This is a genomic window from Pseudomonas congelans, from assembly GCF_900103225.1.
Classification (GTDB): domain Bacteria; phylum Pseudomonadota; class Gammaproteobacteria; order Pseudomonadales; family Pseudomonadaceae; genus Aquipseudomonas; species Aquipseudomonas congelans.
Genome location: NZ_FNJH01000005.1, coordinates 322191 through 344191 on the forward strand (window position 1 = coordinate 322191; position 22001 = coordinate 344191).

The 22001-nt window shown below is 58.4% G+C and carries 20 protein-coding genes; 5 read left to right on the forward strand and 15 right to left on the reverse strand.

The window, feature by feature from the left end; all coding sequences use genetic code 11:
- Positions 1-13: 13 nt before the first annotated feature.
- The 4 genes from glmM to rlmE form a co-directional block, all read right to left on the reverse strand.
- On the reverse strand, positions 14-1357 hold the full coding sequence (gene glmM / locus BLR20_RS18800) for a phosphoglucosamine mutase (protein ID WP_024683451.1): 1344 nt from the start codon (positions 1355-1357) through the stop codon (positions 14-16).
- A gap of 16 nt (positions 1358-1373) precedes the next feature.
- Positions 1374-2225 carry a dihydropteroate synthase gene (folP, locus tag BLR20_RS18805; protein ID WP_054992579.1) on the reverse strand — a complete coding sequence of 284 codons (852 nt, stop codon included), beginning with the start codon at positions 2223-2225 and terminating at the stop codon, positions 1374-1376.
- A gap of 8 nt (positions 2226-2233) precedes the next feature.
- Positions 2234-4138 carry an ATP-dependent zinc metalloprotease FtsH gene (gene ftsH / locus BLR20_RS18810; RefSeq protein ID WP_003313633.1) on the reverse strand — a complete coding sequence of 635 codons (1905 nt, stop codon included), beginning with the start codon at positions 4136-4138 and terminating at the stop codon, positions 2234-2236.
- Positions 4139-4331: 193 nt separating this feature from the next.
- On the reverse strand, positions 4332-4982 hold the full coding sequence (gene rlmE, locus BLR20_RS18815) for a 23S rRNA (uridine(2552)-2'-O)-methyltransferase RlmE (protein WP_003313635.1): 651 nt from the start codon (positions 4980-4982) through the stop codon (positions 4332-4334).
- A 103-nt stretch (positions 4983-5085) separates the two neighbouring features.
- Here rlmE and BLR20_RS18820 point away from each other — a divergent pair, with 103 nt between their 5' ends.
- Positions 5086-5397: a YhbY family RNA-binding protein gene (locus BLR20_RS18820; protein ID WP_003340569.1), complete on the forward strand. Its 312-nt coding sequence runs from the start codon at positions 5086-5088 to the stop codon at positions 5395-5397.
- A gap of 79 nt (positions 5398-5476) precedes the next feature.
- Here the strand turns inward: BLR20_RS18820 and greA are convergent, their stop codons facing one another.
- The 7 genes from greA to grpE form a co-directional block, all read right to left on the reverse strand.
- Positions 5477-5953, reverse strand: coding sequence for a transcription elongation factor GreA (greA, locus tag BLR20_RS18825; protein WP_010427740.1), 477 nt, complete (start codon positions 5951-5953; stop codon positions 5477-5479).
- Positions 5950-9171: a carbamoyl-phosphate synthase large subunit gene (gene carB, locus BLR20_RS18830; protein WP_010427738.1), complete on the reverse strand. Its 3222-nt coding sequence runs from the start codon at positions 9169-9171 to the stop codon at positions 5950-5952. Before carB ends, greA begins: the two co-directional genes overlap by 4 nt.
- Before the next feature lie 136 nt (positions 9172-9307).
- Positions 9308-10444, reverse strand: coding sequence for a glutamine-hydrolyzing carbamoyl-phosphate synthase small subunit (gene carA, locus BLR20_RS18835; RefSeq protein ID WP_032615134.1), 1137 nt, complete (start codon positions 10442-10444; stop codon positions 9308-9310).
- Positions 10445-10659: 215 nt separating this feature from the next.
- Positions 10660-11463 carry a 4-hydroxy-tetrahydrodipicolinate reductase gene (gene dapB, locus BLR20_RS18840; RefSeq protein WP_010427735.1) on the reverse strand — a complete coding sequence of 268 codons (804 nt, stop codon included), beginning with the start codon at positions 11461-11463 and terminating at the stop codon, positions 10660-10662.
- Between the two features lie 21 nt (positions 11464-11484).
- Positions 11485-12627: a molecular chaperone DnaJ gene (gene dnaJ / locus BLR20_RS18845; protein ID WP_003395180.1), complete on the reverse strand. Its 1143-nt coding sequence runs from the start codon at positions 12625-12627 to the stop codon at positions 11485-11487.
- A 327-nt stretch (positions 12628-12954) separates the two neighbouring features.
- Positions 12955-14871, reverse strand: a complete 1917-nt coding sequence (dnaK, locus tag BLR20_RS18850) for a molecular chaperone DnaK (protein WP_054992580.1) — start codon at positions 14869-14871, stop codon at positions 12955-12957.
- A 112-nt stretch (positions 14872-14983) separates the two neighbouring features.
- Positions 14984-15547, reverse strand: a complete 564-nt coding sequence (gene grpE / locus BLR20_RS18855) for a nucleotide exchange factor GrpE (RefSeq protein ID WP_010427732.1) — start codon at positions 15545-15547, stop codon at positions 14984-14986.
- Between the two features lie 270 nt (positions 15548-15817).
- Here grpE and recN point away from each other — a divergent pair, with 270 nt between their 5' ends.
- A complete protein-coding gene (recN, locus tag BLR20_RS18860; protein ID WP_003340554.1) occupies positions 15818-17491 on the forward strand; it encodes a DNA repair protein RecN in 1674 nt (557 codons plus the stop codon).
- Between the two features lie 44 nt (positions 17492-17535).
- On the opposite strand, the gene fur is transcribed toward recN, so the two are convergent.
- A complete protein-coding gene (gene fur, locus BLR20_RS18865; RefSeq protein ID WP_003313643.1) occupies positions 17536-17943 on the reverse strand; it encodes a ferric iron uptake transcriptional regulator in 408 nt (135 codons plus the stop codon).
- A 98-nt stretch (positions 17944-18041) separates the two neighbouring features.
- Between fur and BLR20_RS18870 the strand changes: the two genes are divergently transcribed.
- Complete coding sequence (locus BLR20_RS18870) at positions 18042-18563, forward strand: outer membrane protein assembly factor BamE (RefSeq protein WP_010427727.1); 522 nt, start codon at positions 18042-18044, stop codon at positions 18561-18563.
- A 74-nt stretch (positions 18564-18637) separates the two neighbouring features.
- Here the strand turns inward: BLR20_RS18870 and BLR20_RS18875 are convergent, their stop codons facing one another.
- The 3 genes from BLR20_RS18875 to BLR20_RS18885 are packed head-to-tail and all read right to left on the reverse strand — an operon-like array spanning position 18638 to position 20790.
- Positions 18638-18952, reverse strand: coding sequence for an RnfH family protein (locus tag BLR20_RS18875; RefSeq protein WP_054992754.1), 315 nt, complete (start codon positions 18950-18952; stop codon positions 18638-18640).
- On the reverse strand, positions 18945-19379 hold the full coding sequence (locus BLR20_RS18880) for a type II toxin-antitoxin system RatA family toxin (protein WP_003400153.1): 435 nt from the start codon (positions 19377-19379) through the stop codon (positions 18945-18947). The genes BLR20_RS18875 and BLR20_RS18880 overlap by 8 nt, the downstream gene beginning before the upstream one ends.
- A gap of 7 nt (positions 19380-19386) precedes the next feature.
- Positions 19387-20790 carry a sodium-dependent transporter gene (locus BLR20_RS18885; protein WP_054992786.1) on the reverse strand — a complete coding sequence of 468 codons (1404 nt, stop codon included), beginning with the start codon at positions 20788-20790 and terminating at the stop codon, positions 19387-19389.
- A 113-nt stretch (positions 20791-20903) separates the two neighbouring features.
- Here BLR20_RS18885 and smpB point away from each other — a divergent pair, with 113 nt between their 5' ends.
- Both smpB and BLR20_RS18895 read left to right on the forward strand, forming a co-directional pair.
- Positions 20904-21386, forward strand: coding sequence for an SsrA-binding protein SmpB (gene smpB, locus BLR20_RS18890; protein ID WP_003313649.1), 483 nt, complete (start codon positions 20904-20906; stop codon positions 21384-21386).
- A 308-nt stretch (positions 21387-21694) separates the two neighbouring features.
- Positions 21695-21979, forward strand: coding sequence for a hypothetical protein (locus BLR20_RS18895; RefSeq protein WP_010427721.1), 285 nt, complete (start codon positions 21695-21697; stop codon positions 21977-21979).
- Positions 21980-22001 lie beyond the last annotated feature (22 nt).

Here is a 22001-nt window from a genome sequence, read left to right on the forward strand (position 1 = left end):
TGGCAAGCCGAAATCAGGCGCAAACTTCAGTAACCAGTTTTGCGAGTTCTTCGGCATACGCCCTGACCTGCGTTTCGTCCTCACCTTCGACCATTACACGCACCAGTGGCTCGGTACCCGATTTGCGCAGCAGCACCCTGCCGCGCCCGGCCATCTGCTCGGTGACGCGTGCGCAGGCCTCCTGTACCGACGGATGCGAAACCGGGTCGACGCCCGAACCCGCGAAGCGCACGTTGATCAGGATCTGCGGGCATTTGCGCAATTTCAGACGCGCTTCGGCCAGGCTTACACCGCTGCGACGCAGAGCCAATATGACCTGCAGTGAGGCGATAATGGCGTCGCCGGTGGTGGCGTGCTGGAAACAGACGATATGACCGGAGTTTTCGCCACCAATCTGCCAGTTGCGCTCGAGCAGCTCGGCGATCACATAGCGGTCACCGACATTGGCCCGAACAAAGGGAATCCCCTGCTCGGCCAGAGCCAGTTCAAGCCCCAGGTTGCTCATCAGTGTGCCAACGACACCGCCCTGCAGGCGACCCCGCTCATGCAGGTCACGGGCAATGATGTAGAGCAATTCGTCGCCATCAACGATGGTCCCGGTGTGATCGACCATCAACACGCGGTCGCCGTCACCGTCGAAACCGATGCCCATGTCGGCATGCTCTGCGAGCACCGCTGCCTGCAGGGCTTCCATGTGCGTGGAACCGCAGTTCTTGTTGATGTTGAGCCCGTCAGGCTGCGCGGAAAGCACCACCACCTGCGCGCCCAGCTCACGAAATACGTTGGGCGCCACCTTGTAGGTCGCACCGTGTGCGCAGTCGATGACGACCTTGAGGCCAGCGAAGTCGGTGCTGGTAGGCACGCTGCTTTTGCAGAATTCGATGTAACGCCCGGCCGCATCGTTGATCCGCGAGACCTTGCCGAGGTTCTCGGATTCGGCCACGGTCATCGGTGCGTCGAGCAGCTCTTCGATCATCATTTCGATCTCGTCGGGCAGTTTGGTGCCCTGACCGGAGAAGAACTTGATGCCGTTGTCGTAGTGCGGGTTATGCGAGGCACTGATGACGATGCCCGCCTCGGCATGGAAGGTACGTGTCAGGTAGGCAATGGCCGGCGTTGGCATCGGCCCCAGCAAGAGAACATCGGCACCCGCAGCGGAGAGGCCGGCCTCGAGGGCTGACTCGAACATGTAACCGGAGATACGCGTGTCCTTGCCGACGAGAATCCGGCAGGCGCCCATCTTGCGGAAAGCCATGCCGGCTGCCCAACCCAGTTTCAGCATGAACTCGGGCGTGATCGGAAATTGCCCTACGCGACCACGAATGCCGTCGGTTCCGAAATATTTTCTGGTAGTCATGAATGCCCCACTGTTGTTATTCAGCTGATTCGACAGCTGCGATCATGCGCACCACGTCAGCCGTTTCGGCGACATCATGCACACGTAGAATTCTTGCCCCTTTGGCCATTGCCAAAGCCGCCAGGGCGAGCCCGCCGGACAGACGCTGGTCAACGGTACGGCCCAGCACAGCGCCAATCATGCTCTTGCGCGAAACACCCACCAGCAAAGGTCGACCCAGCGCATGCAGCGCTTCCATATGCTTGAACAGGCTCAGATTGTGCTCCAGTGTCTTGGCAAAGCCAAAGCCCGGATCAAGGATGATCTGCTGCTGACCGATTCCCGCAGCGACGCACTGCTTCATACGCTCAGCCAGGAAGGCACAGACCTCGCCCACCAGATCATCGTAGTGCGGGTCATCCTGCATGGTTCCGGGCTCGCCCAGCATGTGCATGAGGCATACCGGCAAACCCGTGCTTGCGGCAGCCTCAAGCGCGCCAGGGCGCTGCAGCGAACGAACGTCGTTGATGAGCCCGGCACCTAGGCCAGCGGCCGCCAGCATGACCTCAGGCGTGGAGGTATCCACGGAGATGATCACATCCAGCTCGCGCGCGATAACCTCGACCACCGGCGCCACACGCTCGACCTCTTCCGACGCAGAAACAGGACGCGCCCCCGGACGAGTTGACTCACCACCGACATCGATAAGCGTCGCGCCTGCCTGCACCATTGCCTCGGCATGACGCAGCGCAGCATCGAGCTGGCTATAACGGCCGCCATCGGAGAATGAGTCTGGGGTTGCGTTGAGGATACCCATCACGTGCGTATGGGCCAAATCAAGAACCCGGTTGCCGCAAGGCAACCGGGTTGGATACAGCGCAGATGTCATGTCAGGCCTTAGTGCTCGGCAGCAGGGCCGCCAATCGGCGTTTCCGGACGAGGGTCAGGGGTTATCGGAGTACCGTTAGTACCCGAACCACCACCCCAGTCACGCGGCTCACGCGGAGTACGACCGGTCATGATGTCGTCGATCTGGTCGGCATCAATGGTTTCGTACTTCATCAGCGCGTCGGCCATCGCTTCCAGCTTGTCGCGATTGTCCGTCAACAGCTGCTTGGCGGTGCCGTAGCAGTGGTCAATGATACTGCGCACTTCCGAGTCGATGAGCTTGGCAGTATCGCCGGAAACACTGGAGTTCTGGCTGCCGCCGCGACCCAGGTAACCTGCATCTTCGTCTTCCGAGTACATCAGCGGGCCGAGCTTTTCAGACAGCCCCCATTTGGTGACCATGTTCCGGGCAATCTGGCTGGCACGCATGATGTCATTGGAGGCGCCAGTCGTGACGCCATCGAAGCCGAGGGTCATCTCTTCCGCAATACGACCACCGTACAGCGAGCAGATCTGGCTGATCAACGCACGCTTGGACAAGCTGTAACGGTCTTCTTCCGGCAGGAACATCGTCACACCCAGCGCACGACCGCGCGGGATGATGGAGACCTTGTAGACCGGATCATGCTCTGGCACGAGACGCCCGACGATAGCGTGACCCGCTTCGTGGTAAGCCGTGTTGCGCTTTTCCTTATCGGACATGACCATCGATTTGCGCTCGGCGCCCATCATGATCTTGTCCTTGGCCAGCTCGAACTCTTTCATCTCTACAACGCGCTTGCCGGAGCGAGCAGCGAACAGCGACGCTTCGTTGACCAGGTTGGCCAGATCCGCACCGGAGAAGCCCGGCGTACCGCGAGCGATAACGCCCGGGTTGACGTCTTCGCCCATTGGAACCTTGCGCATGTGAACCTTGAGGATCTGCTCACGGCCACGAATGTCCGGCAGACCTACAACCACCTGACGGTCAAAGCGACCTGGACGCAGCAGAGCCGGATCCAGTACGTCAGGGCGGTTGGTTGCGGCAATGACGATGATGCCGTCATTCATTTCAAAACCGTCCATCTCGACCAGCAACTGGTTGAGAGTCTGTTCACGCTCATCATGACCACCGCCCATGCCGGCACCACGATGGCGACCGACCGCGTCGATTTCGTCGATGAAGATGATGCACGGTGCATGCTTCTTGGCTTGCTCGAACATGTCGCGAACGCGGCTTGCACCGACACCCACGAACATTTCGACAAAGTCGGAACCGGAAATCGTGAAGAACGGAACCTTAGCCTCGCCGGCAATCGCCTTGGCGATCAGCGTCTTACCGGTACCCGGAGGGCCGACCATCAGCACACCGCGCGGGATCCGACCGCCCAGGCGCTGGAACTTGCCCGGATCGCGGAGGAATTCAACCAGCTCGCCGACTTCTTCCTTGGCTTCGTCGCAACCGGCAACGTCAGCCAGGGTCGTCTTGACCTGATCTTCGGACAACAGACGCGCCTTGCTCTTGCCGAAGCTCATCGGACCGCCCTTGCCGCCCGCCCCGCCCTGCATCTGGCGCATGAAGAACATGAACACCGCGATGATTACCAGTATCGGGAAGCTGGCCACCAGCAACTGGGTCCAGATGCTCTGCTGCTCAGGCTGCTTGCCTTCGATCACGACGTTGTTGCTGACCAGATCACCGATCAGGCCATTGTCCGGAATGTTCGGGCGGATGGTCTTGAAGGTGTCGCCATCGCTGCGCTTGCCCGTAATGACGTAGCCGTCTACAGAAACCTTCTCGACCTTGCCATCCTTGACCTGCTGGATGAACTCGGAATAGTTGAGGTTCTGCGGCTCGTTAGGGCTGGAGAAGTTGTTCATCACCGTCACAAGGACAGCCGCGATGATCAACCACAGGATCAAATTCTTTGCCATATCGTTCAATTAGCTACCCTCTGAAGCAAGCTCCACGCAGCAAGCGTGCCTCGCATGATATTCACCGGCCTAACTTACTACAGAACCTACAGATACGGCAGACACCGTCTGTAACCCTTTGTGAAACTTTGACAACATAATGTTCAGTCATGCTGCATCGGTAACGCCATTTGAAAAAAGCTATCGCGCCTTGTCAAAAACGTTCGATGCTGGCCGCGCCATCAATGCCGCGAAAGCCGCGAGCCAGCAGGTATTGCTCACGTGATCTGTCGCGGGACGACGACGGCTTGCGCATCTGCACCTTGTCGAACAGCTTGCGAATATCCTTGTGGTAGACATCGAAGCCTTCACCCTGGAAGACCTTGATCAGAAAATCACCACCGGGACGCAGTACCCGACCAGCAAGATCGAGCGCCAATTCGCAGAGAAACATTGCACGCGGCATATCTACAGCGCTCAATCCACTCATATTGGGGGCCATATCGGAAATCACAAGGTCTACCTGCGTATTACCGACTGCCTCGAGGATCTGCTCAAGAATCGCATCCTCGGTGAAATCCCCCTGAATGAAGGTCACATCGGGGATGCTGTCCATTTCAAGGATGTCGGAAGCGATCAGACGACCTTGACCGCCGATCAGACGACTGGTCACCTGTGACCAGCCTCCCGGCGCTGCGCCGAGGTCGATAACGGTCATGCCCGGACGGATGAGTTTGTCCTTTTCCTGGATCTCGAGCAGCTTGTAGCTGGCACGCGAACGGTAACCGTCCTTCTGCGCCATTTTGACGTACTTGTCGTCGAAGTGTTCTTTGAGCCAGTTATGGCTTGTCTTGGAACGGGCCACGGGGCACCTCAAAAATAAACGAGTCGTGATTAACTGGGCGGTCCCGGACTCGCTCGGGTAAACTGGCCGCCGCTTTTAAAAGATCAGACGCAGAGGTCAGATTATGCCGCTCACTCCAGAGCAGAAGAAACAATACAAATCCATTGGCCACCATCTGAAACCGGTATTGATCGTGGCTGACAATGGTTTGACTGAAGGTGTACTTGCAGAGCTTGAACGCGCACTGAGCGATCATGAGCTGATCAAGATCAAGCTCAACATCCTCGACCGCGAAAGCCGTCTCGGTGCCATCGCAGAACTGTGCAAGGCCGGCTCTGCCGACCTGGTCCAGGTCATCGGCAAAATGGCGTTGATCTATCGCAAGAACCCAAAGGTAAACAAGCAACTGTCCAACGTCCACCGCGCGCACGGATAAAAACAGAAGTCAGGGCCGCCAAAAGCGTGCCCTGACTCTTTTTTGCCGCTGAAAGCGCCCGTAAACACGGGCGTCAGCATCAGATATGACGCACTTCGATGATTTCGTACTCGATAACGCCGCTAGGCGTTTTCACGACAACGACATCACCCTCTTCCTTGGCAATCAAGGCACGGGCAATGGGCGAACCCACTGAAATCTTGCCTTTCTTGATGTCCGCTTCGTCCTCACCCACGATCTGATAGACCACGCTTTCGTCAGTCTCGACGTTGGCGATTTCGACTGTCGTGCCGAAGATAACCTTGCCGGTGTGCGGAATAGTCGTGACGTCGATGACCACAGCGTTCTGCATGCGGCCTTCGATATCACGAATACGCGCCTCGACCATCCCCTGCTGCTCGCGGGCAGCGTGGTATTCGGCGTTTTCCTTGAGGTCGCCCAGTTCGCGCGCAGTACCGATGTCCTGGCTCAACTTGGGACGGACCACCTTGGTCAGGTGGGTCAGCTCTTCTTCCAGGGCGCGAGCGCCCTGAACGGTCATTGGGTATTTGATCATGCCTTCAGTCCTGCATGGAGATCCTGCAAGCGGCGTACGGTCTTCTCCGGACCGAACTTGAGCGCTTCACAGATCGCTTCGCCTGCTGCAATGGTAGTGGTGCAGTAAATCTTGTGCTGCAGAGCGTTGCGACGGATGGAGTAGGAATCCGCGATCGACTGGCGACCTTCGGTAGTGTTGATGATCAGGGTGACTTCGTCATTCTTGATCATGTCGACCACATGCGGACGGCCTTCGGTCACCTTGTTGACGCGACGCACTTTCAGGCCTGCCGCTTCGATCAGCTTGGCAGTGCCTGCGGTGGCAACGATCTCGAAACCGAGATTGATCAGGTCACGAGCGACCGCTTCAACCAGAGGCTTGTCATCGTCACGCACGCTGATGAACGCGGTACCGCCAGTCGGCAGCACTTCGCTCGCGCCCATCTGGGCCTTGGCAAACGCTTCGCCGAAGGTATCGCCCACGCCCATCACTTCACCGGTCGATTTCATTTCCGGGCCGAGGATCGGGTCAACGCCAGGGAATTTGGCAAACGGGAACACTGCCTCTTTCACGCTGTAGAAGTTCGGAATGATTTCCTTGGTGAAGTTCAGCTCTTTCAGGGTTTTGCCTGCCATCACGCGGGCAGCGATCATCGCCAGGGAGACACCGATGCACTTGGAAACGAATGGCACGGTACGCGATGCACGCGGGTTGACCTCAATGACGTAGATGTCTTCGCCCTGAAGCGCCAGCTGCACGTTCATCAGGCCGACAACGCCCAGCTCCAGCGCCATCTTCTTGACCTGCTCGCGCATCTCGTCCTGGATGTGAGCCGGCAGCGAATAAGGCGGCAGCGAGCACGCGGAGTCACCGGAGTGAACGCCCGCCTGTTCGATGTGCTGCATGATCGCGCCGATCACCACGTCGGTACCGTCACAGACCGCATCGACGTCCATCTCGATTGCGCAGTTCAGGAAGTGGTCCAGCAGCACAGGGCTGTCGTTGGACACCTGAACCGCTTCGCGCAGGTAACGCTTGAGTTCGTCTTCCTGATAAACGATTTCCATCGCACGGCCACCCAGTACATAGGACGGACGCACCACCAGTGGATAACCGATCTTCGCTGCGGCACGAATTGCTTCGTCTTCGCTGCGCACAGTGGCGTTTGGCGGCTGACGCAGGTTCAGACGCTCGACCATGTGCTGGAAGCGCTCGCGGTCTTCGGCACGGTCGATGGCATCAGGGCTGGTGCCGATGATCGGCACACCGGCGGCTTCAAGAGCGCGCGCCAGCTTCAGAGGCGTCTGGCCACCGTACTGGACGATCACACCTTTCGGCTTCTCTACACGGACGATTTCCAGCACGTCTTCCAAGGTGACAGGCTCGAAGTACAGACGGTCCGAGGTGTCGTAGTCAGTGGAGACGGTTTCCGGGTTGCAGTTGACCATGATGGTCTCGTAACCGTCTTCACGCAGTGCCAGCGCGGCGTGTACGCAGCAGTAGTCGAACTCGATACCCTGACCGATGCGGTTCGGGCCACCACCCAGGATCATGATCTTGTCACGCGTAGACGGGTTGGCTTCGCACTCTTCCTCGTAGGTCGAGTACAGGTACGCGGTGTCGGTTGCGAACTCGGCTGCGCAGGTGTCGACGCGCTTGTAGACCGGGAACACTTCCAGCTTGTGACGATGCGTCCGCAGGTTCTTCTCGGTAACGCCCAGCAGCTTGGCCAGACGCGCGTCGGAGAAACCCTTGCGCTTGAGACGGAACATCAGGTCGCGGTCGATCGACGACAGACCCAGAGTCTTGATCTTCTCTTCGTCCTTGATCAGGTCTTCGATCTGCACCAGGAACCATGGGTCGATCATGTTCATGGCGAAGATTTCTTCGACCGTCATGCCGGCGCGGAAGGCGTCGGCGACATACCAGATACGCTCGGCGCCCGGCACGGTCAGCTCGCGCTTGAGCGTGCTCATGCTTTCCGGGTGGCTCAAGTCCAGCTTCGGATCAAGACCGCAGACACCAACTTCCAGGCCGCGCAGGGCTTTCTGCAGGGATTCCTGGAAGGTACGGCCGATGGCCATGACCTCACCGACCGACTTCATCTGAGTGGTCAGACGCGCATCGGCCTTGGCGAATTTCTCGAAGGCAAAGCGCGGCAGCTTGGTGACGACGTAGTCGATCGACGGCTCGAACGATGCCGGGGTCTTGCCGCCAGTGATTTCGTTCGACAGCTCGTCGAGGGTGTAGCCCACTGCCAGCTTGGCGGCAACGCGAGCGATCGGGAAGCCGGTCGCCTTGGAGGCCAGCGCCGAGGAGCGCGATACACGCGGGTTCATTTCGATCACGACCATGCGACCGGTGTTCGGGCAGATGCCGAACTGAACGTTGGAGCCACCGGTTTCAACGCCGATCTCGCGCAGCACTGCCAGCGAGGCATTACGCAGGATCTGGTATTCCTTGTCGGTGAGGGTCTGTGCCGGCGCCACGGTGATCGAGTCACCGGTGTGCACACCCATCGGGTCGAAGTTCTCGATCGAGCAGACGATGATGCAGTTGTCCTTTTTGTCGCGGACAACTTCCATCTCGTACTCTTTCCAGCCGATCAGCGATTCGTCGATCAGCAGTTCCTTGGTTGGCGACAGGTCCAGACCACGGGCGCAGATTTCTTCGAACTCTTCACGGTTGTAAGCGATACCGCCGCCGGTGCCACCCATCGTGAACGACGGACGGATGATGCAAGGGAAGCCAAGCTTTTCAAGAACCGCGTTGGCTTCTTCCATGCTGTGCGCGATGCCGGAGCGCGGGCACGCCAGGCCGATGGACTTCATCGCCTTGTCGAAGCGCGAACGGTCTTCAGCCTTGTCGATGGTGTCAGCGTTAGCGCCGATCATTTCGACACCGAACTTCTCCAGAACGCCTTCGCGCTCCAGATCCAGCGCGCAGTTCAAAGCCGTCTGGCCGCCCATGGTTGGCAGCAGTGCGTCCGGACGTTCCTTTTCGATGATCTTGGCAACGGTCTGCCACTTGATCGGCTCGATGTAGGTGGCGTCCGCCATGGCCGGGTCGGTCATGATGGTGGCCGGGTTGGAGTTCACCAGGATGACGCGGTAACCCTCCTCACGCAGAGCCTTGCAGGCCTGGGCGCCGGAGTAGTCGAATTCACAGGCCTGGCCGATCACGATGGGGCCGGCGCCGAGAATCAGGATGCTTTTAATATCTGTACGTTTTGGCATGGGTTGTCACTCAAATCCGCAGGTCAGTCGGCAAGCCGTCTTGAACATTTGTCTGAGGTGGCCTGGGCGGCAGCGACCGGACACTGAGTCCGGGGCCGCCCTGGGCACCTGCGTATTACAGTCTCAAGGCAACCGGTCAGCGGCGCTTGGCCATGGCTTCGATAAAGCGATCGAACAAAGGCGCGACGTCGTTCGGGCCCGGGCTCGCTTCAGGGTGACCCTGGAAGCTGAATGCGCTCTTGTCGGTCAGTTCGATACCCTGCAGGGTGCCGTCGAACAGCGACTTGTGAATGGCGCGAACGTTGCTCGGCAGGGTTGCCTCATCCACCGCAAAACCGTGGTTCTGGCTGGTGATCATGACCACACCGGTGTCCAGATCCTGGACCGGGTGGTTGGCACCGTGGTGGCCGTGGCCCATCTTCACGGTCTTGGCACCCGCGGCCAGCGCCAGCAACTGGTGGCCGAGGCAGATGCCGAACACCGGAATGTCGGTTTCCAGCACTTCCCTGATCGCCTTGATGGCGTAATCGCACGGCTCCGGATCACCTGGGCCGTTGGACAGGAAAACGCCGTCCGGCTTGTAGGCGAGCACTTCACTGGCGGGCATTTGTGCCGGCACCACGGTCACGCGGCAACCGCGCTCGACCAGCATGCGCAGGATGTTGACCTTGACGCCGTAATCGTAGGCGACCACGTGATAAGGCAGCTCGGAGGCGGCGATTTCAGGATGGCTGTCGGTTTTCAGATCCCAGACGCTGGAACGCCACTCGTACGTGTCCTTGGTGCAGACTTCCTTGGCCAGGTCCATGCCCTTGAGGCCCGGGAAGCTGCGGGCAGCGGCGATGGCCGCCTCTTCGCTGATGTTATCGCCAGCCAGGATGCAACCGTTCTGGGCGCCTTTCTCACGCAGGATGCGGGTCAGGCGACGTGTGTCGATGCCAGCGATGGCAACGACGTTGTTGGCTTTCAGGTAATCACCGAGGGACAGCTTGTTACGCCAGTTGCTGGCTACCAAAGGCAGGTCGCGAATGACCAGGCCGGCGGACCAGACGCGATCCGACTCTGCGTCTTCAGGGGTAGTGCCGGTGTTGCCGATATGCGGGTAAGTCAGGGTAACGATCTGCTGGGCGTAGGAAGGATCGGTAAGAATTTCCTGATAGCCTGTCATTGCGGTGTTGAACACCACCTCACCAACGGTCTGACCGTCGGCTCCAATGGCTTCGCCGCGAAAAATGCTGCCATCAGCAAGGGCGAGTATGGCTGGCTTAGTCAAGAAGACCTCCCGTAAATAAAACCTGAAAGGGCGATCGCAGGCTGCAAAAAAGCGGAATGACGTAGTTACGTCACCCCGCTTTCTTATGGAATCATCTGCGCGCTTTTAGTGGACACACTAAAGCTGTAGCTTACAGAAAAGGCCCTTTTTGGTCTACCACCAATGAGCCTGAAATGCGGGGAAATGCGACAGGACCACGAATGGTCCTGCATGAATCAATGCAGACCCAACACATCCTGCATGTCGTAAAGCCCTGGTGCCTTGCCTTCGAGCCACATTGCGGCCCGGACTGCACCCTTGGCGAAGGTCATGCGACTGGACGCCTTGTGCGTGATTTCGACCCGCTCACCGTCCGCGGCGAACAGCACGGTGTGATCACCCACCACGTCGCCGGCACGAATGGTCGCAAACCCGATGGTCTGACGATCACGCGCACCGGTCTGACCTTCACGACCGTAGACCGCGACTTTTTCCAGATCGCGACCCAGCGCATTGGCAACCACTTCACCCATGCGCAAGGCGGTGCCGGACGGCGCATCAACCTTGTGCCGGTGGTGCGCCTCGGTGATTTCGATGTCTACCTCATCACCCAGAACGCGCGCAGCGGTGTCGAGCAGCTTCAGACACAGATTCACGCCGACGCTGAAATTGGCAGCAAACACGATGGGAATGTCTTTGCCTGCCTCTTCCAGACGCTGCTTCTCTTCCGCGCTGAAGCCGGTGGTACCGATAATCATCGCCTTGCCTGCCTTGCGACAGAACGCGAGGTTTTTCAGCGTCACCGAAGGATGGGTAAAGTCGATCAGAACATCGAACTCGTCCGCCACCTTTGCCAGATCACCCGACAGCGGCACACCGATACGGCCCAGCGCAGCCAGCTCGCCCGCATCAGCGCCCACCAGCGTGCTGTCAGGACGGTCGACTGCGGCGGTCAAGCCGGCGCCCGGCGCCTGCTGAACCGCCTCGATCAAGGTCTTGCCCATGCGCCCGGCGGCGCCTACTACAGCAATACGTCGCATGCCCTGCTCCCGTTGATAGCCTTACAGATCGCCGAAGAAACGCTTTACACCCTCAAACCAGCCACTGGCTTTCGGAGAGTGGGACTCGTCGTTTTCAAGCGAGGTGCGGAACTCTTCAAGCAGCTCGCGCTGGCGCTTGCTCAGGTTGACCGGGGTTTCGACTGCAACACGGCACATCAAGTCACCGGCACCACCGCCACGCACCGGAGCGACACCCTTGCCACGCAGGCGGAACTGCTTGCCGGTCTGGGTACCTTCGGGGATTTTCAGTTTGACGCGACCATCGAGCGTAGGCACTTCAAGCTCGCCGCCCAGCGCTGCATCGGTAAAGCTGATAGGCACTTCGCAGAACAGGTGCTTGCCGTCACGCTGGAAAATCGCGTGTTCGCGCACATTGATCACGACATACAGGTCGCCGGTCGGGCCACCCTGGGTACCCGCCTCGCCTTCGCCAGACAGACGAATGCGGTCACCGGTATCGACACCTGGCGGCACTTTGACGGAAAGCGTCTTGGACTCTTCGACGCGACCTTCGCCATGACAGGAGTCGCATGGGTCGGAAATGATCTTGCCGTGGCCGTGGCAGCGCGGGCAGGTTTGCTGCACAGAGAAGAACCCCTGCTGCATGCGCACCTGACCAATGCCACCGCACGTAGGGCATGTGACAGGCGAAGAACCTTTCTTGGCACCACTGCCGTCGCACGGTTTACAGTTGACCAGCGTCGGAACGCGGATATTCACGTTAGTACCGCGAACCGCCTCCTCCAGATTCAGCTCCAGCGTATAGCGCAGGTCGCTGCCACGCTGAGCGCCGCCACGACCACCGCCACCACCGGCACGGCCGCCGCCAAAGAAGTCGCTGAACACATCGCCGAAGATATCGGAGAAGTTGGCGCCACCGGCACCGCCACCAAAACCACCGCCGCCACCCATGCTCGGGTCGACACCGGCATGGCCATACTGATCGTAGGCCGCGCGCTTGCTGGCGTCGGAAAGCACTTCGTAGGCTTCGTTGGCCTCTTTGAACAGCTCTTCCGATGCTTTGTCATCAGGGTTGCGGTCAGGGTGATGCTTCATCGCCAGACGGCGATAAGCCTTCTTCAGGTCCGCCTCGCTGGAGCCTCGCTCCACTCCCAACACTTCGTAATAATCACGCTTTGCCATAATTCTTCCGCACTCTTGAGGACGTTCGGCGAAGGCTCTCCTGAGCCACACCAAACTCGTTGAGCCCCATACAGGCCCGGACCCAACTCACGTCGATTCAACGATCCTGGTCTTCGTTCAGCAGCCAGATGTATCCGGCCGAGAAAGCGGCAGAATGATTCGCCACGCAGGAGCGTCGCGATCTTGCCACGTGGCTTGCGGAGTAACTCCGCACGCCGAAATTTTTGCTTGTTCCAGACACGCCAACGCGGGAGCAAGCTCCCGCGCGGCGACATCCTACCAGTCAGCGCTCGAAAGAGGTCAACCGGCTTTCAAGTGAGCCTGCGCTTACTTGTGGTCTTTTACTTCTTCAAACTCGGCGTCGACAACATCGTCAGCCTTGGCAGTTTCTTCAGCTGGCTTGGCCGCAGCGTCCGGGTTTTCAGCCTGCTCGGCGTACATCTTCTGAGCGATTGGCGCGGAAACCTTCGACAGCTCTTCGACCTTGGCTTCAATGGCAGCCTTGTCGTCGCCCTTGATAGCGGCTTCCAGAGCAACCAGTGCAGCTTCTACCGCAGTCTTCTCTTCAGCAGTGACCTTGTCACCCGCGTCAGCGATCATCTTGCGAGTCGAGTGGACCAGCGCATCACCCTGGTTACGGGCAGAGGCCAGCTCTTCGAACTTGCGATCTTCTTCGGAGTTGACTTCAGCGTCACGAACCATCTGCTGAATTTCTTCCTCGGACAGGCCGGAGTTGGCCTTGATCACGATGGACTGCTGCTTGCCGGTGGCCTTGTCTTTCGCGCCAACGTGCAGGATGCCGTTTGCGTCGATGTCGAAGGTCACTTCGATCTGTGGCACGCCACGTGGAGCAGGTGGAATCTCGGCCAGGTCGAACTTGCCCAAGGACTTGTTCTGACCGGCTTGCTTACGCTCACCCTGCAGGACGTGGATGGTTACCGCGCTCTGGTTGTCATCGGCAGTCGAGAACACCTGGGATTTCTTGGTAGGAATCGTGGTGTTTTTCTCGATCAGCGCAGTCATCACGCCGCCCATGGTTTCGATACCCAGGGTCAGCGGGCTGACGTCCAGCAGCAGAACGTCTTTGACATCACCGGCCAATACTGCGCCCTGAATGGCAGCACCCATGGCAACGGCTTCGTCAGGGTTGACGTCTTTACGTGCTTCTTTGCCGAAGAACTCGGTCACCAGCTTCTGCACCAGCGGCATACGCGTCTGACCACCGACCAGAATCACGTCGTTGATCTTGCTTCTGTCGATGCCAGCATCTTTCAGTGCCATTTCGCATGGAGCGATGGTGCGCTGAACCAGGTCTTCAACCAGCGATTCCAGCTTGGAGCGAGAGATCTTCACTACCAGGTGCTTCGGACCGGTTGCATCTGCAGTGATGTACGGCAGGTTGACTTCGGTCTGGGTGCTGGAAGACAGCTCGATCTTGGCTTTTTCGGCAGCTTCTTTCAGGCGCTGCATGGCCAGCGGATCACCCTTGAGGTTCATGCCGCTTTCTTTCTTGAATTCGTCGACGAAGTAGTCGATCAGACGAATGTCGAAGTCTTCACCACCCAGGAACGTATCGCCGTTGGTTGCCAACACTTCGAACTGGTGCTCGCCATCGACTTCAGCGATCTCGATAACCGAGACGTCGAAGGTACCGCCACCCAGGTCATAAACGATGACAGTGTGGTCGCCCTTGGCCTTGTCCATACCGTAAGCCAGCGCGGCTGCGGTTGGTTCGTTGATGATGCGCTTGACGTCCAGACCGGCGATACGGCCAGCATCCTTGGTTGCCTGACGCTGACTGTCGTTGAAGTAGGCCGGAACGGTGATGACCGCTTCGGTAACCGCTTCACCGAGGTAGTCTTCGGCGGTCTTTTTCATTTTCTTCAGGATTTCAGCGGAAATCTGAGGAGGCGCCATTTTCTGGCCATTCACTTCAACCCAGGCATCACCGTTGTCAGCCTTGACGATCTTGTAAGGGACCATCTGGATGTCTTTCTGAACGACATCCTCTTCGAACTTGCGACCGATCAGACGCTTTACCGCGTACAGAGTGTTATGCGGATTGGTGACCGCCTGACGCTTGGCGGACTGACCGACCAGGATCTCGCCATCATTTGCATAAGCGATGATCGAAGGCGTAGTACGAGTACCTTCGGCGTTCTCGATAACCTTGACGTTACCGTTTTCCAGAATGGAGACGCAGGAGTTGGTAGTCCCCAGGTCGATACCGATAATTCTGCCCATCTTTGACTCTCCCGAAACTTGCAAAACTTGGATTTGGTTGCCGCCAGTGCGTTGACACCGTGCGGTAGCTCTTTAAACGCTTGACCTTTAAATGGGGGCCTTACAGCTGATTTCAAGCCTGCTCGTTGATTGACGGCGTTGCAGGCGATGGTGCCTTGCTGACCACGACCATGGCCGGGCGCAACAGGCGACCATTAAGCTGATAACCCTTCTGAAATACCTTGAGCACCGTGTTGGGCTCAACGTCGGCACTTTCCTGCATGGCCATCGCCTGGTGCTGGTCGGCACTGAACGGTTGGCCGTGCGGATCGATGGCCTCCAGCTGATAACGCTTGAGGGTGTCCTGGAACATCTTCAAGGTCAGCTCGATGCCTTCACGCATCGGGCGAATGCTTTCATCGTCCGGACTGGACAGATCAAGGCCTCGCTCCAGACTGTCAATGATCGGCAACAGATCACCGGCAAATTTTTCCAGCGCAAACTTGTGCGCCTTTTCAACATCCTGTTCGGCACGGCGGCGGACATTCTGCAGATCCGCAGCCACGCGAAGGGATTGGTCCTGCGCAGCAGCCAGTTGCTCTTCGAGCACCTGCACGCGGGTTGTCAGTTCATCACCCGCGCCCGCATCGGCAGCCTGATCCTGAGCCTGCGCATCCAGATTCTGTTCGTCAGCCATACATCTTCTCCTCTAAAAACGTCCGCGATCCCGATTCGCGCTTCTGCCCACCTATATGGGATCGGATTTTCCGGCTTCAAGGGTTTCGTGCGATCGAGATACGCATTCCCTGACAAATAATCCGGATTCAGGCGCGACAGAAAATGGCGAATTGACACAAGAGCGACTAAAAACCACTGCGGACCGATCAAATCGAGCTAAGCAAGGGCATTGTCAGCCACAAATAAAACACTGTATAAATAACCAGACAAACAGCCCGGGAGCCGCTCAATGCTGGTGCACCTTTCCGTACACAACTACGCCATTGTCGAACACCTTGACCTTGAACTGGATCGAGGCATGAGCGTCATCACCGGCGAAACCGGCGCTGGCAAGTCGATCATGCTCGACGCCCTGGGCCTGACCCTGGGTGACCGTGCCGACAGCGGCGTGGTCAGGCCGGGTGCCGACAAGGCCGACATCCTGGCCACGTTCGACCTGGGCGACATTCCCGAGGCACAGACCTGGCTCAAAGAGCGCGACCTGGACAACGACGGCCCCTGCATCCTGCGCCGGGTCATCACGGCCGAAGGTCGGTCACGCTCCTATATCAATGGCTCGCCCTGTCCTCAGGGCGACCTGAAGGCGCTGGGCGAACTGCTCATCGATATTCACAGCCAGCATGAGCACCAGTCGCTGCTCAAGACCGATACGCATCGGCGCCTGCTCGACGAATACGCAGGTGCGACCGATCTGGCCCGCCAGGTCCATCTCGCCGCACAACGCTGGCGGCAGACGCGGCAGGAGCTCGAGCGCCTCTCCAACTCGGGTGACGAGCAACGCGCACGGCATCAGTTGCTGAGCTATCAGCTCGAAGAACTGGAAAGCCTGAGCCTGGGTGAAAACGAGCTTGAACAGCTCGAACAGGAACACAAGGACCTGACCAACGCCGAAAGCCTGCTGAGCATTTGCCGACAAGTGGTCGAGCAGTGCAGCGAAAGCGATTCGGGCAACGTGCTCAACGCCCTGACCGCCAGCCTGCATCGTCTTGGCAGCGTCGACCATTCGCCGTCCGCCCTGAGCGAGGCCACAGGGCTGCTGTCCAGCGCGCAGATACAGGTAGAAGAAGCGGTAGGCGAACTGAACCGTTTTCTGGATCACTTCGATGCCGATCCGGCCAGACTGCAACAGCTTGAAGAACGTCTCGACGCCATTTATACACTGGCGCGCAAACACCGCATCCAGCCAGGCGAAGTGGCGACGCTGCAACAAAAGCTGCTGGATGAAATAGAAACGCTGAATGCCAACGACGAATCCATCGAACGGCTTGAGCATGAAGTGCAGGCATTCGCCCGGCATTATCAGGATAAAGCCCGCGAGCTGAGCGACCTGCGCCACAATTCGGCGACGAAACTGGCCAGCGCTGTAGAACAGGAAATTCATCGTCTGGGCATGCCCGGCGGCCGTTTCCAGATCGACCTCAAAGCCAACGCCAGCGTAGAACCCTCGCCTCACGGCCTGGAGCAGGTAGAGCTACTGGTCAGCGCCAACCCCGGCCAACCGCTGAAAGCGCTGGCGAAAGTCGCGTCGGGTGGCGAGCTGTCGCGCATCAGCCTGGCGATCCAGGTTATCACCGCACAAACCTCGCGGGTACCGACGCTGGTATTCGATGAAGTGGATGTGGGGATTGGCGGACCGACCGCCGAGATCGTGGGACAGCTGCTGCGTCGCCTGGGCGAGCGCGGTCAGGTCATGACCGTCACTCACCTGCCGCAGGTCGCAGCGCAGGGTCATCAGCACCTGTTCGTGCACAAGGTGCGGGACAACGACGCCACGCGCACAGCCGTGTCCAAGCTCAGCAAGACTGAACGTATAGAAGAAGTCGCCCGCATGCTGGGCGGCATCGACTTGACCAAGGAATCTCTGGCACACGCCAAGAAGATGGTCGTTACGGCTAAAAGCTGAGCCATAGAAAGCACAAAGGCGACCGCGGTCGCCCCTGTTGCTGATTACGCCTTCTTGTTGCGGACGTAGAGCACCAGATTGTGGTCCACCAGGTCAAAGCCGTGTCTTTCGACGATGGCTTTCTGAAGCTTCTCGATTTCTTCGTCGAAGAATTCGATCACCTCACCCGATTCCACGTTGACCATGTGGTCGTGGTGGCCGCCATCAGCCAGCTCGAACACAGCATGACCGCCGTCGAAATTGTGGCGCACCACCAGTCCAGCGGACTCGAACTGAGTCAGAACACGGTAAACCGTGGCCAGACCGACGTCCTCGCTGGCCTCCATAAGAGCCTTGTAGACATCCTCGGCACTCATGTGGCGTTGCTCTGCAGAATCGAGCATTTGCAGTATTTTGACCCGCGGTAAGGTTACCTTGAGTCCTACTTTACGTAGTTCGTTATTTTCAACCATGGTCAGCTTTCTCGCAGACGCTGCTTCGCAGCTTCTCTTAATGCAGGTATGATCGGAGTTTACGTTGTCCCAGCCAAGATAGTGGAAGTCGCCCACCGATGCAAAACACCAAGCTCTTGCTAACCAGTTTCACCTTCGTGGGACTGCTCGCACTCGCCGGTTGTTCATTCCCCGGGGTTTACAAAATCGACATCCAGCAGGGTAATGTCGTCACGCAGGACATGATAGACCAGTTACGCCCCGGAATGACCCGGCGGCAAGTACGGTTTATCATGGGCAACCCCCTGCTGACCGACACTTTCCACGCCGATCGGTGGGATTACCTGTACAGCCTGCAGCCAGGTGGCGGTGAACGCCAGCAGGAGCGTGTCAGCCTTATATTCAACGGCAATGACCAGCTCGTAAGCCTGTCTGGCGACTTCATGCCCGGCGTCAGCCGCGATGAAGCCATTCTCGGGAAGGGCAGCGACACCACTGTCCCGGCAGAGAACCAGCCAGTGCAGCAGCCTGAAGAACCGGCCAAGCCAGGTTCGTTGCTGGATACAATCCAGAAGGACGTGGACAGCGTCGAGACCGTACCAGTCCCGACCCAGGAGCCGCTGGACACCAACTCCCGGTAGTCCAAAGCGCCCAACAAAAAGCCCGGCATGCCGGGCTTTTTTGTGTCTTCCATTCAGCCTGCGTTCAGCCCGATTCAGCCGATAGGCGTTCTTTTCTCACGCGCCTTCGCGGCACGCAGACGCCTGATCTCCATGGGATCGGCCACCAGCGGACGATAGATTTCTATCCGCTCACCCGCTTCCAGCACCCGCACAGCAGGATCAGCCACCACCTTGCCGAAGATACCGACAGCGCACTGGCCCAGGTCAAGCTCAGGAAATTCCTTGTCCATGGCGCTAAGCGCCAGCGCCTGACGTACCGAAGACCCTAACGGGACATCGACCGTCTTCAACACCTGGCGCTGTACAGAGGCGTAGACCACCTCTATCTGAATCAATGCGTCAGCCATGCAGCTCTTTCGCTCGCTGGCAGAACGCGTCCACCAGCGTGTTGGCCGCCTGATTGAACAAAGGCCCCAGCGTGGCGCGAACGATGGTGCCGGCATAATCGAAGGACAGATCCAGACTGATCTTGCAGGCTTTCTCGCCCAGCGGCTTGAACGTCCATACACCGTGAAACTGTTCGAACGGCCCTTCGACCAGGTCCATCACGATCGACTCGCCGGGAACCAGCGTGTTGCGCGTCATGAACTTCTGGCTCAGACCGCCCTTGGCGATCTCCAGGCTGGCGCGCATCTGCGCCTCACTGGCTTCAACCACGGTAGCGGATGAACACCACGGCAGGAACTCGGGATAACGAGCCACATCATTGACCAGATCATAAAGGAACCCGGCCGGGTACGGCAGTAAAGCAGAGCGTTGTATATGCGTAGTCATGTGAGCGTCATTTCCAGAGCTGAGCGGCAAACACCACAAGAATGCCGAGCGGCGCCACGTAGCGCATCAAAAAGTACGTCAGGTTGAAGAGCAGCGGACTGCGAATCGACAATTCGTCGCGCACCGTCTCACGGCCCATCACCCAACCAGCGAATACTACAAAACACAACCCACCCAGCGGCAACATGATCCGCGAAGTGAAGAAATCAATGACTCCGAAGAAGTCCAGGCCAGTCGATGCGCCCCATTGATAGAGGTGGAATGCGCCTCCATCGTTCACGAAAAACTTGGCTTTTTGCCAGATATTGAACGAGAACACCGTGCCCAGGCCCACAAACCAGCAGGTAAAGGCCAGCCAGAACGTCACCCAGGCGCGGCGAATACGGGTGCGCTCGACCAGATAAGCAACCATCGGCTCCAGCAACGAAATCGCCGAACTCCAGGCCGCAACGGCCACCAGCACGAAGAACACGATGCCCATCAATTGGCCGAACGCGACGTTGCCGAACGCATACGGCAGCGTGACGAACATCAGCCCCGGCCCCTCGCTGGGGTTCAGGCCTGCAGCGAACACGATCGGGAACAGCGCAAGGCCGGCCAACAGCGAAACGAAGGTATCGAGCAACGCGATGCCGACGACGGTGCTGCTGATCGACGCACCTTTGGTCATGTACGCGCCATAGACCATGATCGAGCCCACACCGACGCTCAGAGAGAAGAACGCATGGCCCATCGCGGGCAGCAAGCCATCCAGCACTTTCTCGGGATTGAAGTCGAACATGAAATGCACGCCTTCCATGAAATGCCCGGTGGTCAGGCTATAGCCCAACAGCGCGAGCATCAGCAGGAACAGCATCGGCATCATGATGCGCAGGCTTTTCTCCAGCCCGGCCTCGACACCCTTGCCGATCACCACCGCCGACAGCAGCATGAAAATGGTGTGCCACAGAGTCAGACGCCATGGGTCGGCAATCACCGCACCGAAATACGCACCGACCTGATCCGGCGACACACCTTGAAAGTCGCCGCGCCCCATGTCGATGATGTAATCCAGCGACCAGCCGCCCACCACACTATAAAAGGAGAGAATCAGCAGCGCCGTGATCATCCCGGCAAACGCACCCCAGGACCAGCGCGGCGAATGCCCGGCTTCCTGCGCCAGCGTCTTGAGCGCATTCGCAGGACTGAGCCGGGAACGACGGCCAATCAGCGTCTCGGCGATCATGACCGGAATACCGATCAGCGCGATGCACGCCAGAAAAACCAGTACAAATGCACCGCCGCCATAGGCACCGACCATGTACGGAAATTTCCAGATACTGCCCAGCCCCACAGCAGAGCCGGTAGCAGCCAGGATGAACACCCAGCGACTTGCCCAGCTACCGTGGACCGAAACCTTGTCCGTCGACATTATCGAAACGCCCAGCCAAAAAAGATCGCGCATTGTCCGGGATTCAACCTTTGTGCTCAAGCACGCGCTTTCCCGTAGCCGACATTGATGCAACTGCCTATAATGCGCCCCCTATGGCTAAGCTCAAGAAACACCCTACAGGGACCATCGCGCAAAATAAGAAAGCGCGTCACGATTACTTCATCGAACACAAGTTCGAGGCCGGTTTGGTCCTGTCTGGCTGGGAAGTAAAAAGCCTGCGTGCCACCAAGGTACAGCTGGTCGACAGTTATGTGCTGCTCAAGGATGGCGAGGCCTGGCTGATGGGTTGCCACATCACGCCTCTCAAGACTGCCAGCACACACGTCATCGCTGACCCGACACGCACCCGCAAACTGCTGTTGAACAAGCGCGAGCTCGAAAAGCTCACCAGCTCGGTTCAGCAGAAAGGCTATGCCTGCGTCGCCCTTTCCGTTTACTGGAAGGAGCACCTGGTCAAGTGCGAAATTGCGCTGGGTAAAGGCAAGAAGGAATACGACAAGCGTCACACCGAACGCGAACGCGATTCGGACCGTGAACTGCAGCGTGCCGTGCGCTCCAAGGGCAAGGAAGACTAGTTCCCGGCGCTGGCGTGTGCCAGATGTCCTGACCCGGACATTTGGCACTTCATATCGACCCCTTTACCCGCACACACCTCTCCACTCCCCCGCCTCAACCCGTTCGATACCTCAAAGCGAAGATCGCCTCATTTTGGTGCTTGAATGCGCAATATGGCTATTTCGCAGTATTCCGAAAATAAAATAGAACGCCTGCGTTACACCACAGTCAATCCTTTAGGCCCAACTGTTAAACGGGCTTTCAAACCCCTCGGGCGACGGCCTCAAACACCGGCCATACCGAGTCCACAGGTTACAAGGAGAGACACATGAAGCGTACCGCCCTCACTGGATTGTTCCTCAGCGCCGCCCTGTTGGCTTCGCCGGTTTTTGCCGCCGATGATCTGTGCGCAGCGAACATCAAGACCATCGAAAACGCTAACACTTCGTCCAGCACCAACTTGAGCCCAGAAAACAAGACCATGCTCGAGAAGACTGTGAAGAACGCCAAAGCGGCCCAGGCGCAGAACGACGAGAAAAAATGCGTCGAGATCACCACCAAGACCATCACTGCCCTGAAAAACACCGGTTCGGGCAGCGAAGGCACCAAGTAAACCTTCCAGCAGGCCAGCCACC